Raw genomic sequence first — 20,704 nt, 5'->3', positions numbered from 1 at the left:
GGGCAGGCCGGATTCACCCCTCCTCCGGCCGGTTCGAGCAGGTCACCCGGTGAACCGGTAGTGCATGGCCCCGACCGGCGTCTCCCACGGGATCTCGTCTCCGGCGACTTCCTCCGGGACCCGCTGGGCCACGCCGGCCTCGATCAGGTGGCCGATCGCGTCGGAGTCGGGTGGCACCCAGCCGGCGTACACCGAGATGCGGTCCTGCAATGTGGGGTTGCTGGCGCCCTTCCAGAACGAGACGTTGATGGTCGTGCGCGCAAGGCCGGGGCTCGGTGTCGTGAGGAGGCCGTACGTGTCGTACTGGCCCTTGATTTCCGTCTTCGGCATGTCGATGACCGGGTCGAACCCCTGGCTCTCACCCGAGCTGAGGGCCACCGAGCCTCCGACCGTTTGCCGGGTCCCGTTGCAGTAGATGTGCAGCCTGCTTCCCTGTTCGACGGGGGCGGGGACCTCCAGCGTGATTCGTTTCGTCCACGCCGGGATGTCATCGGCGACCTCGGCGACGTTCTTCCAGCCGACATTGAGCGAGTTCGTCACCAGGTCGGCCATCGTGCTGAAGTCGCTGGGCACGTCGCTGTGCAGGAGCGGGTTGGGTGTGTTCTCGGTGTCGACGAGCGAGAACAGGCAGTAGTGGTCGCTGCCCGCGGGCGGGGGCGGCGCCTCCCAGTAGAAGGGCTGTTGTCCGACGATGATGTCGTTCTGATTTTGTGCGGAGAGCGTCAGGCCGGCGGATCCGCTATCCAGCGTCAGCGGATTCTGGAGCCAGATCGAAGGCCATTGGATGAGTGAGCTGCCGGCCGCGTACAGTCGCACCGTCCCCTCTTCTTGCCCGGGGTAGAAGTTCTTCGCGCGGACATAGAGATAGTTCGGCCGCCCCTCCAGAACCTGTCCCGGGTAGGTGGTGTTCCAACTATCCGGCGTGGAGAAGACGGCCTGCGGATCATTGACGGGGCTCGTCTGCGGGATGATGTCGGGGCAGCCCACGATCTCTCCGGTGGTGGGGACTTGCCCTTCGGGTGAAGTGGTGTTGGGCCGCATCGCGAAGTCTGTCCATGCCTTGGTGGCCAGCGTCTGCTTCATGGCCGTCTCCTTTCGCGTCGCCGACGATTTTTCGGCAAAAATATTTTGCCGCTGTGCGTGAGCGCGCGCTCATTTCCTTGGATGGGGTCGGGAGATATTTGAAAATATGCCCTGATTCTGTGCTATCAACCATTGCGTCCATGCGTGGCAGATTCCGGGGAAAATCCTCGCCAAGGATGCCGAATGGCGCCGGTCCGGCCGGTGACGCAATTGACCTTCGGCCATTTTGGTTGATTGATAAAGTGATCGATCCGTTGGGGCATCGCCCGCCGGAGCACGCAGTGGTGCGGCTCAGCCGCGCAGGACCTCGGCCTCCTTGCCGGGGGCCAGCCCCACGGCGGGACGGTCAGGACGTTGCGGCGCCTGTCCGCCTATGGACTGGAGCCAGGCCCATGTGTCCGCGACCGTTTCCTGGACGGGCCGGCAACGCAGCCCCGTGGAGAGAGCCTTGCTGACGTTGGCTCCGTGCAGGGTGTCGTGGTCCTCGCCGGGTGGGAGCCAGATGGGAAGGTCCGTCCACGGCTGGATGCCCGCTTCAAGGATGGTCTCCGGGGGCGTCCAGACGAGGGCGGCGTCCGACCCCGTCACTTGGACGCAGGCTTGGAGTAGCTCGTCCATCGTCGTGTGGGCCGGCGGGCTGACCAGGTTGTAGGGGCCGCTTAGACCTTGCTCGATGGCATCCAGGGTCCAGATGGCGAGATCCCTGACGTCGATGTACTGGAGGCCGGTGTCGCGTGGGCCAGGTGCCAGCACCTCGCCTCCTTGGGCGATGCGCTTCAGCCACCAGGGCAGCCGTCCGATGTTCTCGTACGGCCCCAGGATGAGTCCTGCCCGCACCAGCAGTGCCCTGTCTCCGAATACATCGAGCGCCGCCAGTTCCCCGCCGCGCTTGGCCGCCGGGTAGTCGACGTCACCGGCGTCCGGGGAGCCGTCCACCACGTCGGCGCCCTCATCGACCCCGACCGATGTGGGGAAGCGGTAGACCGAGCGGCTCGATATGTAGACGTACCGGCCGGCCCTGCTCAGAAGCCGAGCGGTGTCCCGGACGGCGGACGGCGCGCCCGACCAGGTATCGAGGACCGCGTCCCACTCCCCGTCCTCAAGGGCCTTGAGCCCGTCCTCGGCGGTGCGGTCGCCGTGCAACGACCTGACTCCTCCGGGCGGCTCATGGCGCCCCCTGTGGAACACGGTCACGTCCCACCCGCGTGTCAGAGCGTCCTCGGTGATGGCCCGTCCGACGAACTCCGTCCCGCCCAGCATCAGAAGCCTCATGAAGGAACCGTACGTTCCGTACGTTCCGTACGGAACACCCTGACGCTCACAGCAGAACGATGACCAAGCTCTGGAGTGCATCGCAGAGGGGGCACGTGCCGCGGCTCCGCTCGGGGGGCGAGGTTGCTTCGCCGTTGGTTCCCGGGCGGAGCCGCTGGAATCGAGTCGTGCCGCGTCCTAGTCCTGCTTGGTGAGGGTGAGGTCGCGGGCCGGTTCCACGGTGAGGCGGTCGGCGGCCTCGTCCAGGTCGACCACCACCTTGTCGCCGTCGCGGACCTCGCCGGACAGCAGCTCGCGGGCGAGCCGGTCGCCGATCGACGTCTGGACGAGGCGGCGCAGCGGGCGCGCCCCGTACAGCGGGTCATAGCCGGTCAGCGCCAGCCACTCGCGCGCCGCGGGCGTGACCTGCAGTGTCAGCTGCCGGTCGGCGAGGCGGTCGGCGAGCTTGTCGACCTGGAGGTCGACGATGCGGGTCAGCTCGTCGGTGGACAGCGCGTCGAACAGGATCACGTCGTCCAGGCGGTTGAGGAACTCCGGCTTGAAGGAGTTCCGGACGGCGTTCCACACCGCCTCCCGCTTCGCCTCGCTCTCCAGCGTCGGGTCCACGAGGAACTGCGACCCGATGTTGGAGGTGAGGATCAGGATCGTGTTGCGGAAGTCGACCGTGCGGCCCTGCCCGTCCGTCAGCCGGCCGTCGTCCAGGACCTGCAGGAGGATGTCGAACACCTCGGGGTGCGCCTTCTCCACCTCGTCCAGCAGGACGACCGAGTACGGGCGGCGCCGGACGGCCTCGGTGAGCTGCCCGCCCTCCTCGTAGCCGACATATCCGGGCGGGGCGCCGACCAGGCGGGCGACGCTGTGCTTCTCGGAGTACTCGCTCATGTCGATGCGGGTCATCGCCCGCTCGTCGTCGAACAGGAACTCCGCGAGCGCCTTCGCCAGCTCGGTCTTGCCGACGCCGGTCGGGCCGAGGAACAGGAACGAGCCGGTCGGACGGTCCGGGTCGGAGATGCCCGCGCGGGCGCGGCGCACCGCGTCCGACACGGTGCGGACGGCGGTCTCCTGCCCGATCAGGCGCTCGCCCAGCTCGTCCTCCATGCGCAGCAGCTTCGCCGTCTCGCCTTCGAGCAGCCGGCCGGCGGGGATGCCCGTCCAGGACGCGACCACGTCGGCGACGTCGTCCGGGCCGACCTCCTCCTTGACCATCGCGTCGCGGTTCTCGGCCGCCTCCGACGCCTCCTCGAGCTGCTTCTCCAGCGCCGGGATCTCGCCGTAGGTGAGCCGTGAGGACGTCTCCAGGTCGCCGTCGCGTTGGGCGCGCTCGGCCTCGCCGCGCAGCTGGTCGATCCTCTCCTTGATCTCGCCGACCCGGTTGAGGCTCGCCTTCTCCTTGTCCCAGCGGGCGACGAGCCCGGTGAGCTGCTCCTGCTTGTCGGCGAGGTCCCCGCGCAGCCGGTCGAGCCGCTGCCGGGACGCCTCGTCGGTCTCCTTGGCGAGGTTCAGCTCCTCCATCTTCAGCCGGTCCACCGCGCGCTGCAGCTCGTCGATCTCCACCGGACGGGAGTCGATCTCCATGCGCAGCCGGGACGCGGCCTCGTCCACCAGGTCGATCGCCTTGTCCGGCAGGTACCGGGAGGTGATGTAGCGGTCGGACAGGGTCGCCGCCGCGACCAGCGCCGAGTCGTTGATCTGCACCTTGTGGTGCGCCTCGTAGCGGCCCTTCAGCCCGCGCAGGATGGCGATCGAGTCCTCCACCGAGGGCTCGCCGACGAACACCTGCTGGAAGCGGCGCTCCAGGGCCGGGTCCTTCTCGATGCGCTCCCGGTACTCGTCCAGCGTCGTCGCGCCGATCATCCGCAGCTCGCCGCGGGCCAGCATCGGCTTCAGCATGTTGCCGGCGTCCATCGCGCCCTCGGCCGCGCCCGCCCCGACGACGGTGTGCAGCTCGTCGATGAACGTGACGATCTGCCCTTCGCTCTCCTTGATCTCGTTCAGGACGGCCTTCAGCCGCTCCTCGAACTCGCCGCGGTACTTCGCGCCCGCGACCATCGCGCCGAGGTCCAGCGAGACGAGCCGCTTGCCGCGCAGCGACTCGGGGACGTCCCCCGCGACGATCCGCTGCGCCAGGCCCTCGACGACCGCGGTCTTGCCGACGCCGGGCTCACCGATCAGCACCGGGTTGTTCTTCGTCCGGCGCGACAGCACCTGGACGACCCGGCGGATCTCCGCGTCCCGGCCGATGACCGGGTCGAGCCGGCCGTCGCGGGCCGCCGCCGTCAGGTCGACGCCGTACTTCTCCAGCGACTGGTAGGTGCCCTCCGGGTTCTCGCTGGTGACGCGGGCGTGCCCGCGCACCTTCTCGAACGCCTCCAGCAGCGCCTGCGGCGTCGCACCGAACTCCTTCAGCAGGCCCGCCGCCGGGCCGCCGTCCGCGGCCAGCCCGACCAGCAGATGCTCGGTCGAGACGTACTCGTCCTCCAGCTGCTTGGCCCGGTTCGCCGCCGTGTTGATCGACCGCTGCAACTGCCCGGAGATCCGCGGCGTCGCCACCGTCGAGCCCTGCGCCTTCGGCATCGCGGCGAGCTGCTCCTCGGCCCGCCGCCGGATCTGGTTCCAGTCGGCGCCGACCGCCTCCAGCAGCGGCACCGCCGTTCCCTCCGGCAGCGCGATCAGCGCCACCAGCAGATGCTGCGGCTCCACCTCGGGGTGCCCCTCGGCCGCCGCCCTGCGGACCGCGACCGACACCGCCTCCTGGCTCTTCTGCGTCAGTTTGTAGTCCATTGTCCCGTCCCCGTGCTCTGTTCCTTCTGGGGGACGACTCCCAGCCCCCCGGACAACTGCTTTTAGTGCTCAGTCCCGATTGCGCTCATGCCAGACCACGATGCTCGAATGCCTGATCGGCACCAGGTCGGAGCCGGGAGTGCCGGGCTCCCCGTGCCGCCGCTGCTGCGCCAGCCGCGCCGCGACCGCCCGGGTCGATTCGAGTTCGTTGGCGAGATCCTCCAGCGCCGCGTGCGCCTTCGCGAGCTCCTCGCGGAGCCGCACGTTGTCGCGCTGCAGCTCCAGGATGTACTTGATGCCGGAAAGGTTGATGCCCTCCTCCTGCGAGAGCCGCTGGATCTCGCGGAGCATCACGATGTCGCGCATCGAGTAGCGGCGTCCCCGCCCCGCCGTCCGGCCGGGGGAGACCAGGCCCATCCGGTCGTACGTCCGCAGCGTCTGCGGATGCAGCCCCGACAGCTGCGCCGCCACCGAGATCACGTAGACCGGAGTGTCGTCACCGAACGGATCCATGAAGCTCACTCCTGCCTGGCCTGCTGGAGGAGGTCGGCGCGCAGGTCCTCACCGCCGCCCGCCTCGCGGAGCGCGGCCAGGGCCTCCCGCGACCGCTCGTCCAGCTTCTGCGGGACGTGGACGTCGACGGTGACGAGCAGGTCGCCCTTCGTCCCGTCCCGCCGGGTCGCGCCGCGCCCCTTCACCCGGAACTTGCGGCCGTTGGGCGTGCCCTCCGGCAGCTTCAGGGTGACCGGCTGCCCCTGGAACGTCGGCACCCTGATCTCGGCGCCGAGCGCCGCCTCGGGGAACGTCACCGGGACGGTCAGCGTCAGGTTGTCGCCGCTGCGCCCGAACACCTTGTGCGGCAGCACCTTGATGTTCACGTACAGGTCACCGGCCGGGCCGCCGTTCTCGCCCGGCGCGCCCTTGCCCTTGAGCCTGATCTTCTGCCCGTCCGCGACGCCCGCCGGGATGCGGGCCTGGATCGTCCGGGTGCCGGTCGCGCGGCCGCTGCCGTGGCAGACCAGGCACGGGTCGTCCACGACGAGGCCCCGGCCGTGGCACTCCTTGCACGGCTCCTGGAAGCCGAAGTTGCCGAGGTTGCGGGTCTCGTGCCCGGTGCCCTCGCAGTTCGGGCACACCCGCGGCACGGTGCCGGCCTTCGCGCCCGTCCCGCGGCAGCTGTTGCAGGCCGCCTCGCTGGTCAGCTTGATCGGGACGGTCACGCCGTTCATCGCGCGGCCGAACGACAGCGTCACCTCGGTCTCGACGTCGGCGCCGCGCCGGGCGCGCCGCGTGCCCGCCGTGCGGGTGCCGCCGCCGCCCCGGCCGAACAGGCCGCCGAACAGGTCGCCGATCCGCTCCCCCGCGCCGGTCGTCGTCCCGCTCGGATGGCCGAACAGGTCACCGAGGTCGAACCCGAACCCGCCGCCCTGCTGGCCGCGGAACCCGCCCGGCATCGACCGGACGGTGTCGTACTCCTTGCGGCGCTTCTCGTCGGACAGCACGTCGTAGGCCTCGGAGACCTCCTTGAAGCGCTCCTCGGCCGCCGCGTCCCCCTTGTTGGCGTCCGGGTGGTACTTGCGCGCCAGCTTCCGGTAGGACTTCTTGATCTCCTCCTGCGAGGCCGTCTTCGCGACACCGAGGACCTTGTAGTAGTCCTTTTCCAGGTAGTCCTTGGTGCTCACGGCGCCCCGCCTTCTGCTATCGCCACTTGCCACATGCCTTCACGCCCCGTCCGGGGCCCGCCCCGAAGGACGGGCCCCGAAGGGGATCATTCCCCGTCGTCGCCGGCTTGTTCGCCCGCCTGGTCGCCGGGCTCTTCGGCACCGTCGTCCGGGGCGGGGTCGGCCACCGCGACGCGCGCGGGCCGCAGGATCCGCTCGCCGATGCGGTAGCCGGGCTGCAGGACGTCCACGACACTCGTCTCGGTCACATCCGCCGAGAGGGAGTGCATGAGCGCCTCGTGCACGGTCGGGTCGAAGGGCTCGCCCTTCTCGCCGTACCGTTCCAGGCCGAGCTTGCCGGTGACCGCCTCCAGGCTCTCCGCGACGGACTTGAACCCGCCGGTGAGCTCGTCGTGGTCCCGGGCACGGCCGATGTCGTCCAGCACCGGGAGCAGCTCGGACAGCACCTGTCCGAGGGCCTGCTCACGGACCGCGACCCGGTCGCGCTCGACCCGCTTGCGGTAGTTGTCGTATTCGGCCTTCACCCGCTGGAGATCGGCGATACGTTCCGCCAGCTGGGACTTCAGCGAGGAGACCTCCTCATCGGTGCCTTTGGCGCCCCCGTCGGCCGGGGCCTCCGGGGCGGGCGGCGACTCCGCCGCCTGCGCCCGGACTTCCCCCGTTTCGGGATCGATGCGCCGCTTGTCGCGGATCACCGGACCCTCCTTCTCCTCGCCCTTGTCGGGAGAGGGCGTCACGAAGCATCACCCTTCGGCTTGTCCTCGTCCACGATCTCGGCGTCGACGACCTCGTCGTCCTGCTGGCCGCCCTGGGCACCGGCGGTCGGCCCGTGGTCCGCGCCGCCCGGCTGGGCACCCTCGGGGTTCTGCGCGTACATGGCCGCGCCCATCTTCTGGCTGATCTGGGCCAGCTTCTCGGCGCTCGCCTTGATCGCGTCGACGTCGGTGCCCTCCAGGGCCTTCTTCACCTCGGCGACCGCGTCGCCCACCTCGGTCTTCAGCTCCGCGGGGACCTTCTCGTCGTTCTCCCGCAGGAACTTCTCGGTCGAGTACGCGAGGGTGTCGGCCTGGTTGCGGACCTCGGCCTCCTCCTTGCGCCTGCGGTCCTCCTCGGCGTACTGCTCGGCGTCGCGCATCATGCGGTCGATGTCGTCCTTCGGCAGCGCGCTGCCGCCGGTGATGACCATCGACTGCTCGCGGCCGGTGCCCTGGTCCTTCGCGCTGACGTTCACGATGCCGTTCGCGTCGATGTCGAAGGTGACCTCGATCTGCGGGACGCCGCGCGGCGCCGGCGGCAGACCGGTGAGCTGGAAGGTGCCGAGCTTCTTGTTGTACGCGGCGATCTCGCGCTCGCCCTGGTAGACCTGGATCTCCACGGACGGCTGGTTGTCGTCGGCGGTGGTGAACGTCTCCGACCGCTTGGTCGGGATCGTGGTGTTCCGCTCGATGATCTTGGTGAAGATGCCGCCCTTGGTCTCGATGCCGAGGCTCAGCGGGGTCACGTCCAGCAGCAGGACGTCCTTGACCTCGCCCTTGAGCACGCCGGCCTGCAGGCTGGCGCCGATCGCGACGACCTCGTCCGGGTTGACGCCCTTGTTCGGCTCCTTGCCGGTCATCTCCTTGACCAGGTCGGACACCGCGGGCATCCGGGTCGAACCGCCGACCAGGACGACCTGGTCGATCTTGTCGATGGTGACGCCGGCGTCCTTCAGCACCGAGTTGAACGGCGCCTTGGTCCGGTCGAGCAGGTCGGACGTCATCCGCTGGAACTCGGCCCGGGTGAGCTTCTCGTCCAGGTGCAGCGGACCCTCGCTGGACGCGGTGATGTAGGGCAGGTTGATCTGCGTCTCAGTCGCGCCGGACAGCTCGATCTTCGCCTTCTCCGCGGCCTCGCGCAGCCGCTGCAGCGCCATCTTGTCCTTGGACAGGTCGACGCCGTTGGCGTTCTTGAACCGCTCCACCAGCCAGTCGACGACCTTGCTGTCCCAGTCGTCGCCGCCCAGGTGGTTGTCACCGCTGGTGGCCTTGACCTCGACCACCCCGTCGCCGACCTCCAGCAGGGAGACGTCGAACGTACCGCCACCGAGGTCGAAGACCAGGATGGTGGCCTCGTGCTCCTTCTCCAGGTGGTAGGCCAGCGCCGCCGAGGTCGGCTCGTTGATGATCCGCAGGACGTTCAGGCCCGCGATCTGGCCGGCCTCCTTGGTGGCCTGCCGCTGGTGGTCGGAGAAGTAGGCGGGAACCGTGATGACCGCGTCGGTGATGGTCTCGCCCAGGTAGGACTCGGCGTCCCTCTTCAGCTTCTGCAGCACGAACGCGCTGATCTGCTGGGGGGTGAAGTCCTTGTCGTCGATCTTGGTCTTCCAGTCGGTGCCCATCTCGCGCTTGACCGACCTGATGGTGCGGTCCACGTTGGTGACCGCCTGGCGCTTGGCGACCTCGCCGACCAGAACCTCGCCGTTCTTGGCGAAGGCGACGACGGACGGCGTGGTCCGCGACCCCTCCGCGTTCGCGATGACGGTGGGCTCGCCGCCCTCCAGAATCGCGACGACCGAGTTAGTCGTCCCGAGGTCGATGCCGACCGCACGTGCCATGTTCTCGTCCTCCGTCGTTTCCGGTGTATGCGACCCCGGTCGCCCCCAGGGTGCGGCCGGTTGAGTTCTCTGCCCGCAAGGTTGCCCTCCGGTTCGACTCTTGTCAAATGACTTGAGTCGAGTGGACTCAACTTTGCTGACGTCCTCTTCAACAGGACGATTGAGCCGTCTATTCCGGTTCCCGGGCGTCCGCCCAGAAACCGGGTCCGGCAGGACGGCGTGAAAGCGGTGGGGGGCTCCGGGTGATACAGGGGTGACCGCCGTCCGCGCCACGGAAAGGCAGCACATGACAGGGGAACCCCTCACCGCAGATCCGCCCCGGAGCGGGAGCCCGGGGCGGACGGACCACTCGGCCGTCCTGCGGACGTCCCTGCAGGACCCCGAACGGTTCGGCGACATCTTCGACGCCTACTTCGCCGAGATCCACGGCTACGCCGCCAAGCGGCTCGGCCCGGACGCCGCGTCCGACATCGCCGCCCAGACGTTCCTGGAGGCGTTCCGCCGGCGGGACCGCTACGACGCGTCCCGCGCCGGGGTGCGGACCTGGCTGTACGGCATCGCGACCAACGTGATCGGCAGGCACCGGCGCAGCGAGGTGCGGGGGCTGCGGGCCCGCGCGCGGCTCGGCCCCGTCCAGGACGAGGGCGGGCACGCCGACCGGGTGGACGCCCGGGTCAGCGCGCAGGGCCTGCGGGGACGGCTGGCCGGTGCCCTCGCCGAGCTGTCGGACGGCGAACGGGACGTGCTGCTGCTCGTCGCGCTCGCCGACCTCGGCCACGAGGAGGTCGCCGCGGCGCTCGGCATCCCGTACGGGACGGTCGGCTCGCGGCTGAGCCGGGCCAGGAGGAAGGTGCGCGAGGCGCTCGGCGGGACGAACCCGATGCGGGAAGTGGAGGACGACCATGGATGAACTGCAGATGATCCGCGAGGCGTACGGAGAGCCGGCGCCGCCGACGATGCGGGAGATGACCGAGGCCCGCGCCCGGATGTCCGGGGAGACCCGGCGCGGGCGCGCCCGGTCCGGGTGGCGCCTCAAGGCCGGGCTCGGCGTGGTCGCCGTCGGCGCGGCCGCCGCCGCCGGGATCGCGACCGTCGGCTCGGGCTCACCCGCGCCTCCCTCGTCCCGGCTGGACCTGGGCAAGCAGGCGGTGCTGGCGGCGGCGGAGAAGGCGGAGAAGCAGCCGACCGGCAAGTACTGGTTCACCGACCACGTCACCGGCCAGTCGTACATGATGCGTCCCAAGACCGGCAGTTACGCGATCGTCGGCGCGCATGACGAGTACTTCAGCTGGACCGGGGTCAAGACCGGCCTGGGTGAGGGGTTCTTCGGCCGATCCCTCCCGGCCCGGCCGCTCACCCGGCAGGACGAGGCGGCGTGGCGGAGGGCCGGGTCGCCGTCGAAGTTCCGGGTGTGGTCGAACGACCACTACTACACCTATGACCGGGGCAAGACCGGCTGGGAGGTGGACGACCCCGACCCGAAGGGCGGCGGCGCGTTCTACCTCAACGGCAGGAAGATGACCGTGGCGGAGATCCAGAATCTCCCGTCCGACCCGGACGCGCTCGCCAAGCTCCTCTTCACCCGGACGGCGGAGCGGGGCGTCCCGGACCGGCGGGCCAAGCGGCTGGACATGTCCAAGCCGGACGTGAAGCTGCGTGTCGCGGCCGACGCGCTGGAGAACACGCCGCTGCCGCCGCGCGTGCGCGCGGGCCTGATGCGGGCGCTCACCGAGCAGCCCGGCATCCGGTCGCTCGGCGCGGCCACCGACCCGCTCGGCCGCCGGGGCGTCGCGCTCGCCGCCGACCAGGACCCGACGACGGTGGACCGTGAGTACGGAGCTCCGGCCGAGGAGCAGGGCACCTACCGGGTGCGTTCCGAACTCATCTTCAACCCCGCCACCGGCGAACTCCTCTCCGACCAGGAGGTGCTGACCGAGCCCGGCGGCCCCTACCGGGACCGCCGGCCCGGCTTCGTGGTCAACTACTGGATCGTCCGCGCCTCGGGCTGGACGAACACCCTGCCCCGGCCGGCCGCCGAACTCCCCTTCTGACGCCGGGGCTCCCCCGGCCGGCCCTCCGTCCACGACCGGGCGGAGGGCCGGCGGGTCTCAGGGGCGGCGGGCTTCGAGGCCGTCGAGGATGCAGGCGAGACCGAACGCGAAGCGGTCCTCCAGGATGTCGCCGGTCTCCTTCATCCAGATGCCGCGGATGTGGGATGCGAGGCGGGGCCGTTCCTCGTCCAGCCGGGCCAGGTAGGGGCCGAGTTCGTCGATCCAGTCGGCGGACGTCGGGCCGGTCTGGTCGCGCTGCCAGCTCGCCTCGCTGCCGGCCGCGCCGATCACGTAGTCGACCACGGCGGACCAGGCGTATTCGAGGTCGTGACCGGTGAACCCGGCGGCGCCGAACGCGGCGAGGACCCCGCCCAGCTCGTCGCGATGCGGCCGGACCGACGCTCGGCGGGTTCCTGCTGGAGCACTTCTGGTGGGGCTCGGTGTTCCTGGTGAACATGCCCGTCACCGTCGCCGCCGGTGGCGTGATGCTGGCCGCCGCCCTCTTCGCGGCCTTCGTCCTGCGCGGCGGACGTCCCGTCACCGAGGACGCCCCCGAAGAGGTCTCCGAACCCGTGTGAGCCGACGGGCCGCTCGGTCAGGTGGTCAGGTCGCAGGGGGCGGTCCCGGTCTCGGTCAGGGGCAGGCCGAGCGCCGCCCGTTCGATCAGCCAGGTGCTCGGACGGTAGCGGGGGTCGCCGGTGCCCCGGTGCAGCCCGCGAAGGATCTCCAGGACGCGGTCGGCGCCCGCGTGGTCGCCCCACTCCAGCGGCCCGCGCGGATACCCGAGCGCCAGCCGGACGGCGGTGTCGATGTCGCCGGGCCGGGCGAGCCGCTGCTCGGCGATGCCGCAGCCCACGTTGACGATCGAGGCGAGAAGCCGCTGGGCCACGGAGGCGGGGGCGTCGCGGACGACGGTCACGTCCCGTCCCGTGGCGCAGAGGGCGGCGAGACCGGCGCGGCCGGTGTCCCTGTCGAGGCCCGGGTGCACCATCACGGTCAGGCGGGTGAAGAACTCACCGAACGGGTCGACGCCCAAGGTGCGCTCCATGGGAAGCCCCCCGGCCGCCTCAATCGTGCTCTGCCCGAACGGCGCTACCAGCACCACCGCTTGATCGGACGGCGTTTCCCCTGACTCGACCTCCACCCCCGCTGCGGAGAGCAACGCGCCCAGTTCCTCACGGACATCACCGTGAACCCATACAGGGCGCGGCTCCACCGCCGGGGCCGTGACCTCCGGCGGCTCCTGCTTGGCGCCGTCCACGTACTTGTAAAAGCCTTCGCCCGTCTTGCGTCCGTACAGACCGGCCTCTAGGCGTGCCCGCCCGATCCTGGACGGGCGGAACCGCGGCTCTGTGTAGAACCCCGTCCAGATGGACTCCATCACCGGTTGCGAGACGTCCATCCCGGTGAGGTCGAGGAGTTCGCAGGGCCCCATCTTGAGGCCGAGGACGTCCCGCGCGATGCGGTCGATGTCGGCGGGCTCCGCGACCCCTTCGGACAGGATCTGGAGTGCCTCCGTCACCAGGCCGCGCCCGGCATGGTTGACGAGGAACCCCGGCGCGTCGGGGGCGAGCACCGGTTCGTGCCCGAGCCGCCGGACGAGGTCGGCGAGCGCGTCCGGGATCCACCCGGCCGTGCGCGCCCCCGGAATCACCTCTACGAGACGCATCAACGGCACCGGGTTGAAGAAGTGCAGCCCCGCCACCCTGGACGGGTCCTCCAGGGCCGCCGCGATGGCCGTCACAGACAGCGAACTGGTGTTGGTCACCAGGATCGTGTGCTTCGGGCACACCTTCTCCAAGGACGTGAACAGCTCCCGCTTGGTGTCGATGTCCTCGCGGACGGCCTCGATCACGAGATCACAGTCCTGGAACGGGGTGAGCGGCTCACCGACCGGCCGGAGCCGTCCCTTGGCGGCCTCCGCCTCCTCCGCGGTCATCCGTCCCTTGCGCACCAGCTTGTCGAACATGCCGCCGATGTACTCGGTGGCGTTGACCACGGCATCCATCCGGATGTCGGCCAGCTCCACGGTCAGCCCGCCCGCCGCGGCGAGCTGCGCGATCCCGCGCCCCATCGCCCCGGTGCCGATCACCCGGATCGTCGTCGCCCGCCGCGCCCACTGCTCCACCGTCGCCTCCTCGCTCGTCCGCTTCACCCCGCATTCAACCCTCCGCCACCCGGAAGGCCGGACGCCGCCCTCGCGAACCGGGGCCGTACCCTGCGAGTGCCCGCACTTGCACGCCTGTAAGGAGACCGTCATGCGCGACGCGGTGATCTGCGAGCCGCTGCGTACCCCGATCGGCCGGTTCGGTGGCGCGCTGAAGACCGTCCCGTCCGTCGAGCTCGCCGCCACCGTGATCCGCGCGCTGGTCGAGCGCACCGGCCTGCCCGGTGAGGCGATCGACGAGGTGATCCTCGGCCACTGCTACCCCACGTCCGACGCCCCCGCGATCGGACGCGTCGCCGCGCTGGACGCCGGGCTCCCCATCTCCGTCGGCGGCAGCCAGCTCGACCGGCGGTGCGGGTCCGGGCTGCAGGCCGTCCTCAACGCGGCCATGCAGATCCAGACCGGCGTCAGTGACGTGATCATCGCGGGCGGCGCGGAGAGCATGAGCAGCGCGCCCTTCTACACCACGAAGGCGCGCTGGGGTCTGCGCGGGCCGTCCCTCGAACTGCACGACGCGCTCGCGCAGGGCCGTGTCACCGCGGGCGGCGTCAACCACCCGGTGCCCGGCGGGATGCTGGAGACCGCCGAGAACCTGCGCCGCGAGTACGGCATCGGACGCCAGGAGCAGGACGAGCTCGCCGTTCGCTCCCACCAGCGCGCCGTCGCCGCGCAGCGGTCGGGCGTGTTCGCCGAGGAGATCGTCCCGGTGACCGTCGCCTCCCGGAAGGGGGACACGGTCGTCGACACCGACGAGCACCCGCGCCCGGACACCACGGTCGAAAGCCTGGCGAAGCTGCGGCCCCTCCTCGGCGGGCAGGACGCCGAGGCGACCGTCACCGCCGGGAACGCCAGCGGCCAGAACGACGCCGCCGCCGGCTGCGTCGTCACGACCCCCGAACGCGCCGCCGAGCTGGGGCTGCGCCCGCTCGTCCGGCTCGTCTCGTGGGGCCGCGCCGGCGTGCCGCCCAGGACGATGGGGATCGGCCCCGTCCCCGCCACCGCGAAGGCCCTGGACGCCGCCGGCCTCACCCTCGCCGACATGGACCTCATCGAGCTGAACGAGGCGTTCGCCGCGCAGGTCCTCGCCGTCACCCGCGAATGGGAGCTCAAGGACGCCGACTGGGACCGCGTGAACGTGCACGGCTCCGGCATCTCCCTCGGCCACCCCGTCGGCGCGACCGGCGCCCGCATCCTCGCCACCCTCGCCCGCGAGATGCACCGCCGCGAAGCCCGCTACGGCCTGGAGACGATGTGCATCGGCGGCGGCCAGGGCCTCGCCGCCGTCTTTGAAAGGGTCTAGGGCCCGCGGATCTCGGGCGCGGTGCTCTAGGTCAGGGTGGGCGAGAGGCCAGGGGCGGTGAGCAGCACGAGGCCGAGGACGATCATCCCGGCGCCCAGCGGCCGGCTCACGAGGTCCCCATGCCGCCAGACCTTCTCCGTGAGGACCACCGCGGCGATGACCCCCATCCAGACCAGGCTCATCATTCCCGCGGCGAGCAGCACGGCCATCAGCGCCCAGCAGCATCCGAGGCAGAAGGCCCCGTGGTGGACGCCGACGAGCAACGCGCCCGAGGGGCCCGCCGTGATCCTGTCTCCATGGCGGACGACGACGGCGAGGGGCGAGCGGCATTGCCGCAGGCATGCCCGCTTCACGGGGGTGAGCTGGTACGCGCCCGCGAGCATCAGCACCCCGGCGCCCGCGCGCACGGCGCCGGCGGAGGCACCCGCCGCCGCGGTCGACTGGAACGCCAGGAACAGGCCGTACGCCGCCGCCCCGGCCGCCGCCCACACGAGCAGGTACCCGACCACCAGCATGTACGCCGTCGCGCCACCCTTGCCACGCCGGCGCATGAGCCGGTCGATCCGCACGATCACCGGTGTCACCGCTGGGAGCATCATCGCCGCCATCATCACGAGCCAGGTGCCGAGGAACAGCCCGGCGCTCATGGACCGGTCCATCGGCATCCCCGTCATCTCCTCACCGGAGCGGCCGGAGCGGGCGGCCCCCGTCAGGATCCCGGCGCGCATGTCCGGTGTGGCCAGGTGATGGACCGTCAGCCACGCGACCGCGGAGATGACGACGAGAACCCCGATGAACACGAGTTCGTGCCGTGCGGGCCGGACGCCGGGCCTGCGCGCCGATATCGGCGGCGTCCTCACCCCGGTCCGCTCCAATCGAACGGTATGTGCTTGCTGGAGCGCCCCTCCCAGTCCCAGGTGAAGCCGTAGGCGTCGACCTGGTCGGCGAGCGCCCGGCCCCAGGTGACGATCTGCCCCGGCCCGGTCTCCGCACCGGGGGGATTGATCGTCCGCACCCGTGCTCCCTCGGGTGTCGTGGGGCCCGTGAGCGCCTCGCCCCTCGCCACGATCCGGCCGGGGAGTTCCGCCCTCCAGCCGGCGAGGTCGTCGTCGACCGAAATCGTGATGGGGGAGAATTCGAGTCCCCTGATCTCGGGAGCGAGCATTTCCACGAGCCGGGCGGGCCATCCCCCGGCCTCGCCGCCGAAGATCTTCCCGAGCGCCCCGCGCTGGGAGTCGTCGGCGCGTTCGTCCAGGAATACGGCCGCGTACGAGTCGGAGTGCTCGCCCCATACGTTCCCCACGAAGGAGCCGAGCATCAGGACGTTGAGGCCGTCGAGCGAGACGTCTCCGTACCGTCCCTCGCGGATGCGCCACGCCAGCACACCGTCGCAGTCGCCGAACGTGGGAGGCTGTGCATAGGTGCAGGGGCACGGGATGCTGCATTTGCAGACGTCGAACCAGTCGCCGACGACGTGCCATTGCGGTATTGCGGCGGTCTCGGTCATGTCTTCCCCCTCCGGTCGCGTTCCGCCGCCGTCTCACAGTGCCGGCCGCCGGCCATCGCTCGTGCCGCGGCGGCGTTCCGCGTGGTCTGGGCGACCGTCCGTCGGCGAGGCAGGGGGAGCCTCGGATGCGATGACGGAGTGATCTTCGTTTCGGCATCGATCTCGTGATCGATGGGCCGGCATGGGCAACCTTTTCGACAATCCTCACAAAGCGCGTGATCAACAGCTAGCCTGCGCGGGTAAAACCTCCCGTGGCCCGATCCGAGGGCGGTGCGCCCACTCGGGTCATCCCCGGTCGGCCGTCCAGGACGGGTCGCGGCCGGTCAGGGCGATGAGGCGGTCGAGCGGGGGCGCGTCCTGCGGGACGTCGACGGCGGGGCCGAAGAGGCCCTCGATGCCGTTGCCGCCGCTCTGCTCGACGGCCGGGGCGACGAAGGCGAGGCAGCTCTCGATCTCGGCCCGGCCGATGTCGTAGGGCTGGCCGCTGGCGCGGGCGATGTCCCAGCCGTGCACGACCAGCTCGTTCATCGCGACATTCCCGGCCTGCTCGCCCGGCAGGTCGATGCCGCCGGCCTGGGTCATGCCCTGCCAGGCGTCCGGGGAGCGCCAGGCGGCGGCGAGCGCGTCGAGCTGCTCGGGGACGCGGGTGCGCCAGTCGGGCGGGAGCCGGGACGCGTCGACGGACGGCGGCTGCGTCCCGCCTTCCGGGAAGTTCTTCGCGGCGGCCCAGGTGAAGGCGAGCGTCAGCCCGTTCACGTGGTCGATGAGCGCGCCGAGCGAGGTGCCGGCGCACGGCGTCGGGCCGGTGAGCTGGAAGTCGCGGACGCCCGCCAGCAGGTCGGTCATGCGCCGGGCCGCGGGAGCGAGATCGGGCATCGAGGTCATCGGGGTTCCTTCGTTCGGTATACCGGTGGACGGGACGGGCCTGGACGCGCCCCTGTCGGTGGTATGGACTCGGGAACCGGCCGATACTCATCGGGTGTGCGAAAACTCGCGGGCGTGACGCATAAGCTACTACCGAGTAGTATTCGGGCCCCGGATGACGCGCAGTCTGCCACGAGCCCTACGCTGACTGCCATCGCCCGTACCCCAGGAGGACGGAACAGTGTTCTGGATCACGTTGGTCATTGGGCTCGCCGGAACGGCGGTCGCTCTTGCGCTCGCCGCTCGGCGGGTGCTGTTCCTGTACCACATCGCCACGAGCGGGCAGCCGGACCCCGAACGGACGTTGCAGGTCAAGCGCAGGCCCAAAGAGGCCGTCGAGGGCCAGGCCATTGAAGTCCTGGGGCAGCGCAAGCTGTTGAAGTGGACGCTGGCCGGCGTTTCGCACGCGGCGGTCATGTGGGCGTTCATCCTGCTGATCACCGTCTACCTGGAGGCGGCCGTCGCGCTGCTGTTCGGGTTGGACGCGAAGATCCCGGGGCTGCAGACCTGGGGGCCGATCGGCTTCGTCCAGGACACGATCGCGCTCGCCTGTACCGCCGGCCTGATCGTGTTCACCGCGATCCGGCTCAAGAACTCGCCGAAGCGCATCGGGCGCAAGTCCCGGTTCAAGGGCTCGCACCTGTCCGGCGCCTGGATCACGCTGTTCATGATCTTCAACGTGATCTGGACGATGTTCTTCTTCCGCGGCGTGGAGTGGGCCAGCGGCAACCTCCCCTACGGCAAGGGCGCCTACTTCTCCTACCTCGTCGGCCGGCTGTTCAAGGGCACGGACCACGGCACCCTTGAGGTGCTGGAGTCGGTCGGGCTGCTCCTGCACATCGGCGTCGCGCTGGTCTTCCTGGTCTTCGTCGTCCACTCCAAGCACCTGCACATCTTCCTGGCGCCGCTGAACGTCATGTTCAAGCGCCACCCGGACGGCCTCGGCGCCGTGCAGCCGATGATGAGCGGCGGCAAGCCGCTCGACTTCGAGGAGGCCGACCCCGACGAGGACGTCTTCGGCCGCGGCAAGATCGAGGACTTCACCTGGAAGGGCTTCCTCGACATGGCGACCTGCACCGAGTGCGGTCGCTGCCAGTCGCAGTGCCCCGCCTGGAACACCGGCAAGCCGCTGTCGCCGAAGATGGTCATCCTGGAACTGCGCGACCACGCGCTCGCCAAGGCGCCCTACTTCACCGCGTCCGAGGAGCAGCGCGAGAAGTTCACCGACGAGCAGAAGCTCGCCATGCAGGTGGACAAGGAGCTCGTCGCCGACGACGGCGTCATCCACCCGGACGTCCTGTGGTCCTGCACCAACTGCGGTGCCTGCGTCGAGCAGTGCCCGGTCGACATCGAGCACATCGACCACATCCTCGACATGCGCCGCTTCCAGGTGATGATCGAGTCCTCGTTCCCGTCCGAGGCCGGCGTCATGCTGAAGAACCTGGAGAACAAGGGCAACCCGTGGGGCATGTCCGAGATGAAGCGCCTCGAATGGATCGAGGAGCTGGACTTCGAGGTCGAGGTCGTCGACGACAAGCTGCCCGAGGACACCGAGTACCTGTTCTGGGTCGGCTGCGCCGGCGCCCTGGAGGACCGTGCCAAGAAGACCACCAAGGCCGTCGCCGAACTGCTGCACATCGCGGGCGTCAAGTTCGCCGTCCTCGGCCCCATGGAGGCGTGCACCGGTGACCCGGCCCGCCGCCTCGGCATGGAGTTCGTCTTCCAGATGCTCGGCCAGCAGAACGTCGAGACGCTGAACGACGCGGGCGTCAAGAAGATCGTCGCGACCTGCCCGCACTGCTTCAACACCCTCGCCAACGAGTACCCGCAGATCGGCGGGAACTACGAGGTCGTCCACCACACCCAGCTGCTCGCGCACCTGGTCGAGGAGGGCAGGCTCACCCCGGTCACGCCGATCGAGGAGAACATCACCTACCACGACCCCTGCTTCCTGGGCCGCCACAACAAGGTCTACAAGCAGCCGCGCGACATCATGGCGACCGTCCCCGGTGTCAGGACGCAGGAAATGCACCGGCACAAGGACCGCGGCTTCTGCTGCGGCGCCGGCGGCGCGCGGATGTGGATGGAGGAGCGCATCGGCAAGCGCATCAACACCGAGCGCGTGGACGAGGCGCTGGAGACCGACCCCGACACCGTCTCCACCGCCTGCCCGTTCTGCCTCGTGATGCTGGGCGACGCCATCAACGAGAAGAAGAACGAGGGCGCGGCCAAGGAGTCGCTGGAGGTCGTGGACGTCTCCCAGCTCCTGATCCGCTCCATCAAGGGCGAGGGCACCGCTCCTCCGGAGGCGGAGAAGGAACCCGTCGCCGCCGAGTAGGGCGTGCACCGAGCAAGGACCCCGGGCCCAGGGCCCGGGGTCCTTCCGGTTTCCGGGTCAGGCGCCGGGCGCGGATTCCGCGGACGGTTTCGCCGCGTCCGGCTCCGCGTCCGGCTCCGCGTCCGGCTCCGCGTCCGGCTCCGCGTCCGGCTCCGGGTCGGGGGCGGGCGGGACGGCGATCAGCATGTCGCGCAGGGCGTACACCGCCTGGTACGGCAGGATCTCCCTGGTCGCGAGGTCGTCGACGGCGACGAACGGGCCGTGCGCCGTCCGGGCCAGCACGATCAGCTTCGCGTGATACGGGTCCAGGCCCGGCAGCGAGGCGAGCACATGCTCGGGCGCCGAGTTGACGTCGGCCAGGCCGCCGTCGTCGAACGCGCGGGGCAGGTCGGGGCGGCCGACGCCGAGCCGGCGGGCGATCGACGGGTGGTGCGCCGCCAGCGAGCGGGCCTGCTCCCGGCGGACCCTCCGCTCGATCAGCTGGACGTTCAGGACGGGCACCCCGCCATGGCGCGGGGACCACTGCGGGTCGGCCGTGAGGACGGCGAGGTGGACGGCGCCGCCGAACATCGTGGTCAGCAGCGCGAGGAAGATCGGCCCGTCCCACCAGCCGGTCTGATCCGGGTCGCCGCTCGTGGCGCCGACGAGGAAGACGGCCGTCAGCATCAGGTACCCGGCCGCCATCAGCGCGAGCGGGCGGCTCCGGCGCCGTTCCGCGTAGTAGGCGACGAGGGCCCAGGTCACGATGCCGAAGCCGAGCACCGGGAGGGCCACGAGGACGGCCCGCACCGGCCACGGAACCCGTCGCCCGGCCGGTGGCGGCGGCGTCCAGGCCGCGTCGGCGACGTGATGGCCCGGGACGGCGCCGACGGCCGGAGCATCGTGGACGGGCCCCGACAGCGCGGGCGCGGGCACCGGAACGGCGGGGGTCGTTCCCGGGGTGGCGATCTCCTCGGGCGTCGGCGCGAGCCGCGGGCCGGGCGGAGCGAACCGCGGCGCGGCCGGT

At 70.5% G+C, this 20,704-nt stretch carries 18 protein-coding genes; 5 read left to right on the top strand and 13 right to left on the bottom strand.

Translation table 11 applies throughout. The features are described from left to right. Window positions 1–42: 42 nt before the first annotated feature. The 7 genes from AF1_RS26245 to dnaK form a co-directional block, all read right to left on the bottom strand. Entirely contained in the window at window positions 43–1,083 is a 1,041-nt protein-coding gene (locus AF1_RS26245) for a hypothetical protein (protein WP_067804813.1), read from the bottom strand. Window positions 1,084–1,374: 291 nt separating this feature from the next. Continuing rightward, window positions 1,375–2,355, bottom strand: a complete 981-nt coding sequence (locus tag AF1_RS26240) for an NAD-dependent epimerase/dehydratase family protein (protein WP_067804809.1) — start codon at window positions 2,353–2,355, stop codon at window positions 1,375–1,377. 177 nt (window positions 2,356–2,532) lie between these two features. Then, window positions 2,533–5,136, bottom strand: a complete 2,604-nt coding sequence (clpB, locus tag AF1_RS26235) for an ATP-dependent chaperone ClpB (RefSeq protein ID WP_067804804.1) — start codon at window positions 5,134–5,136, stop codon at window positions 2,533–2,535. A gap of 69 nt (window positions 5,137–5,205) precedes the next feature. Next, window positions 5,206–5,649 carry a heat shock protein transcriptional repressor HspR gene (locus AF1_RS26230; RefSeq protein WP_067804801.1) on the bottom strand — a complete coding sequence of 148 codons (444 nt, stop codon included), beginning with the start codon at window positions 5,647–5,649 and terminating at the stop codon, window positions 5,206–5,208. Window positions 5,650–5,654: 5 nt separating this feature from the next. After that, window positions 5,655–6,818, bottom strand: a complete 1,164-nt coding sequence (dnaJ, locus tag AF1_RS26225) for a molecular chaperone DnaJ (protein ID WP_067804798.1) — start codon at window positions 6,816–6,818, stop codon at window positions 5,655–5,657. An 86-nt stretch (window positions 6,819–6,904) separates the two neighbouring features. Next, the gene (gene grpE, locus AF1_RS26220) at window positions 6,905–7,555 is read right to left on the bottom strand and encodes a nucleotide exchange factor GrpE (protein WP_067804795.1); all 651 of its coding nucleotides are present in this window, start codon (window positions 7,553–7,555) and stop codon (window positions 6,905–6,907) included. Further along, on the bottom strand, window positions 7,552–9,411 hold the full coding sequence (gene dnaK / locus AF1_RS26215) for a molecular chaperone DnaK (protein WP_067804792.1): 1,860 nt from the start codon (window positions 9,409–9,411) through the stop codon (window positions 7,552–7,554). Before dnaK ends, grpE begins: the two co-directional genes overlap by 4 nt. 286 nt (window positions 9,412–9,697) lie before the next feature. Between dnaK and AF1_RS26210 the strand changes: the two genes are divergently transcribed. Then, on the top strand, window positions 9,698–10,321 hold the full coding sequence (locus AF1_RS26210) for an RNA polymerase sigma factor (RefSeq protein ID WP_067804816.1): 624 nt from the start codon (window positions 9,698–9,700) through the stop codon (window positions 10,319–10,321). Beyond that, window positions 10,314–11,462, top strand: a complete 1,149-nt coding sequence (locus AF1_RS26205; protein WP_067804789.1) for a CU044_5270 family protein — start codon at window positions 10,314–10,316, stop codon at window positions 11,460–11,462. Before AF1_RS26210 ends, AF1_RS26205 begins: the two co-directional genes overlap by 8 nt. Window positions 11,463–11,519: 57 nt before the next feature. Here the strand turns inward: AF1_RS26205 and AF1_RS26200 are convergent, their stop codons facing one another. Beyond that, complete coding sequence (locus AF1_RS26200; RefSeq protein WP_084263357.1) at window positions 11,520–11,837, bottom strand: TetR/AcrR family transcriptional regulator C-terminal domain-containing protein; 318 nt, start codon at window positions 11,835–11,837, stop codon at window positions 11,520–11,522. Window positions 11,838–11,902: 65 nt separating this feature from the next. Here AF1_RS26200 and AF1_RS34830 point away from each other — a divergent pair, with 65 nt between their 5' ends. Continuing rightward, complete coding sequence (locus tag AF1_RS34830; RefSeq protein WP_157419302.1) at window positions 11,903–12,040, top strand: hypothetical protein; 138 nt, start codon at window positions 11,903–11,905, stop codon at window positions 12,038–12,040. Between the two features lie 17 nt (window positions 12,041–12,057). Here the strand turns inward: AF1_RS34830 and AF1_RS26195 are convergent, their stop codons facing one another. After that, the gene (locus AF1_RS26195; RefSeq protein WP_242608546.1) at window positions 12,058–13,617 is read right to left on the bottom strand and encodes a 3-hydroxyacyl-CoA dehydrogenase; all 1,560 of its coding nucleotides are present in this window, start codon (window positions 13,615–13,617) and stop codon (window positions 12,058–12,060) included. 103 nt (window positions 13,618–13,720) lie between these two features. Here AF1_RS26195 and AF1_RS26190 point away from each other — a divergent pair, with 103 nt between their 5' ends. Then, window positions 13,721–14,929 carry an acetyl-CoA C-acetyltransferase gene (locus AF1_RS26190; protein WP_067804783.1) on the top strand — a complete coding sequence of 403 codons (1,209 nt, stop codon included), beginning with the start codon at window positions 13,721–13,723 and terminating at the stop codon, window positions 14,927–14,929. Window positions 14,930–14,955: 26 nt separating this feature from the next. On the opposite strand, the gene AF1_RS26185 is transcribed toward AF1_RS26190, so the two are convergent. The 3 genes from AF1_RS26185 to AF1_RS26175 all read right to left on the bottom strand — a co-directional run bounded on the left by AF1_RS26185 (window position 14,956) and on the right by AF1_RS26175 (window position 17,321). Beyond that, window positions 14,956–15,789: a DUF2182 domain-containing protein gene (locus AF1_RS26185; RefSeq protein ID WP_067804780.1), complete on the bottom strand. Its 834-nt coding sequence runs from the start codon at window positions 15,787–15,789 to the stop codon at window positions 14,956–14,958. After that, window positions 15,786–16,436: a DUF1326 domain-containing protein gene (locus AF1_RS26180; RefSeq protein WP_067804778.1), complete on the bottom strand. Its 651-nt coding sequence runs from the start codon at window positions 16,434–16,436 to the stop codon at window positions 15,786–15,788. The genes AF1_RS26185 and AF1_RS26180 overlap by 4 nt, the downstream gene beginning before the upstream one ends. A gap of 285 nt (window positions 16,437–16,721) precedes the next feature. After that, the gene (locus AF1_RS26175) at window positions 16,722–17,321 is read right to left on the bottom strand and encodes a TIGR03086 family metal-binding protein (protein ID WP_067804776.1); all 600 of its coding nucleotides are present in this window, start codon (window positions 17,319–17,321) and stop codon (window positions 16,722–16,724) included. 220 nt (window positions 17,322–17,541) lie between these two features. Between AF1_RS26175 and AF1_RS26170 the strand changes: the two genes are divergently transcribed. Further along, window positions 17,542–19,698 (top strand): (Fe-S)-binding protein, encoded by a 2,157-nt coding sequence (locus AF1_RS26170; protein ID WP_067804774.1) that lies wholly within the window; start codon window positions 17,542–17,544, stop codon window positions 19,696–19,698. A 57-nt stretch (window positions 19,699–19,755) separates the two neighbouring features. Here AF1_RS26170 and AF1_RS26165 read toward each other — a convergent pair. Further along, the coding region (locus AF1_RS26165; RefSeq protein ID WP_174548897.1) for a ComEA family DNA-binding protein at window positions 19,756–20,704 on the bottom strand (949 nt) is incomplete at its 5' end.

It is taken from the genome of Actinomadura formosensis NBRC 14204 (genome assembly GCF_001552155.1).
In the GTDB taxonomy this organism is placed as follows: Bacteria; Actinomycetota; Actinomycetes; order Streptosporangiales; family Streptosporangiaceae; genus Spirillospora; species Spirillospora formosensis.
Note: the sequence above shows the minus strand (reverse complement) of the source record. Positions and strands in the feature narration are given on the sequence as shown.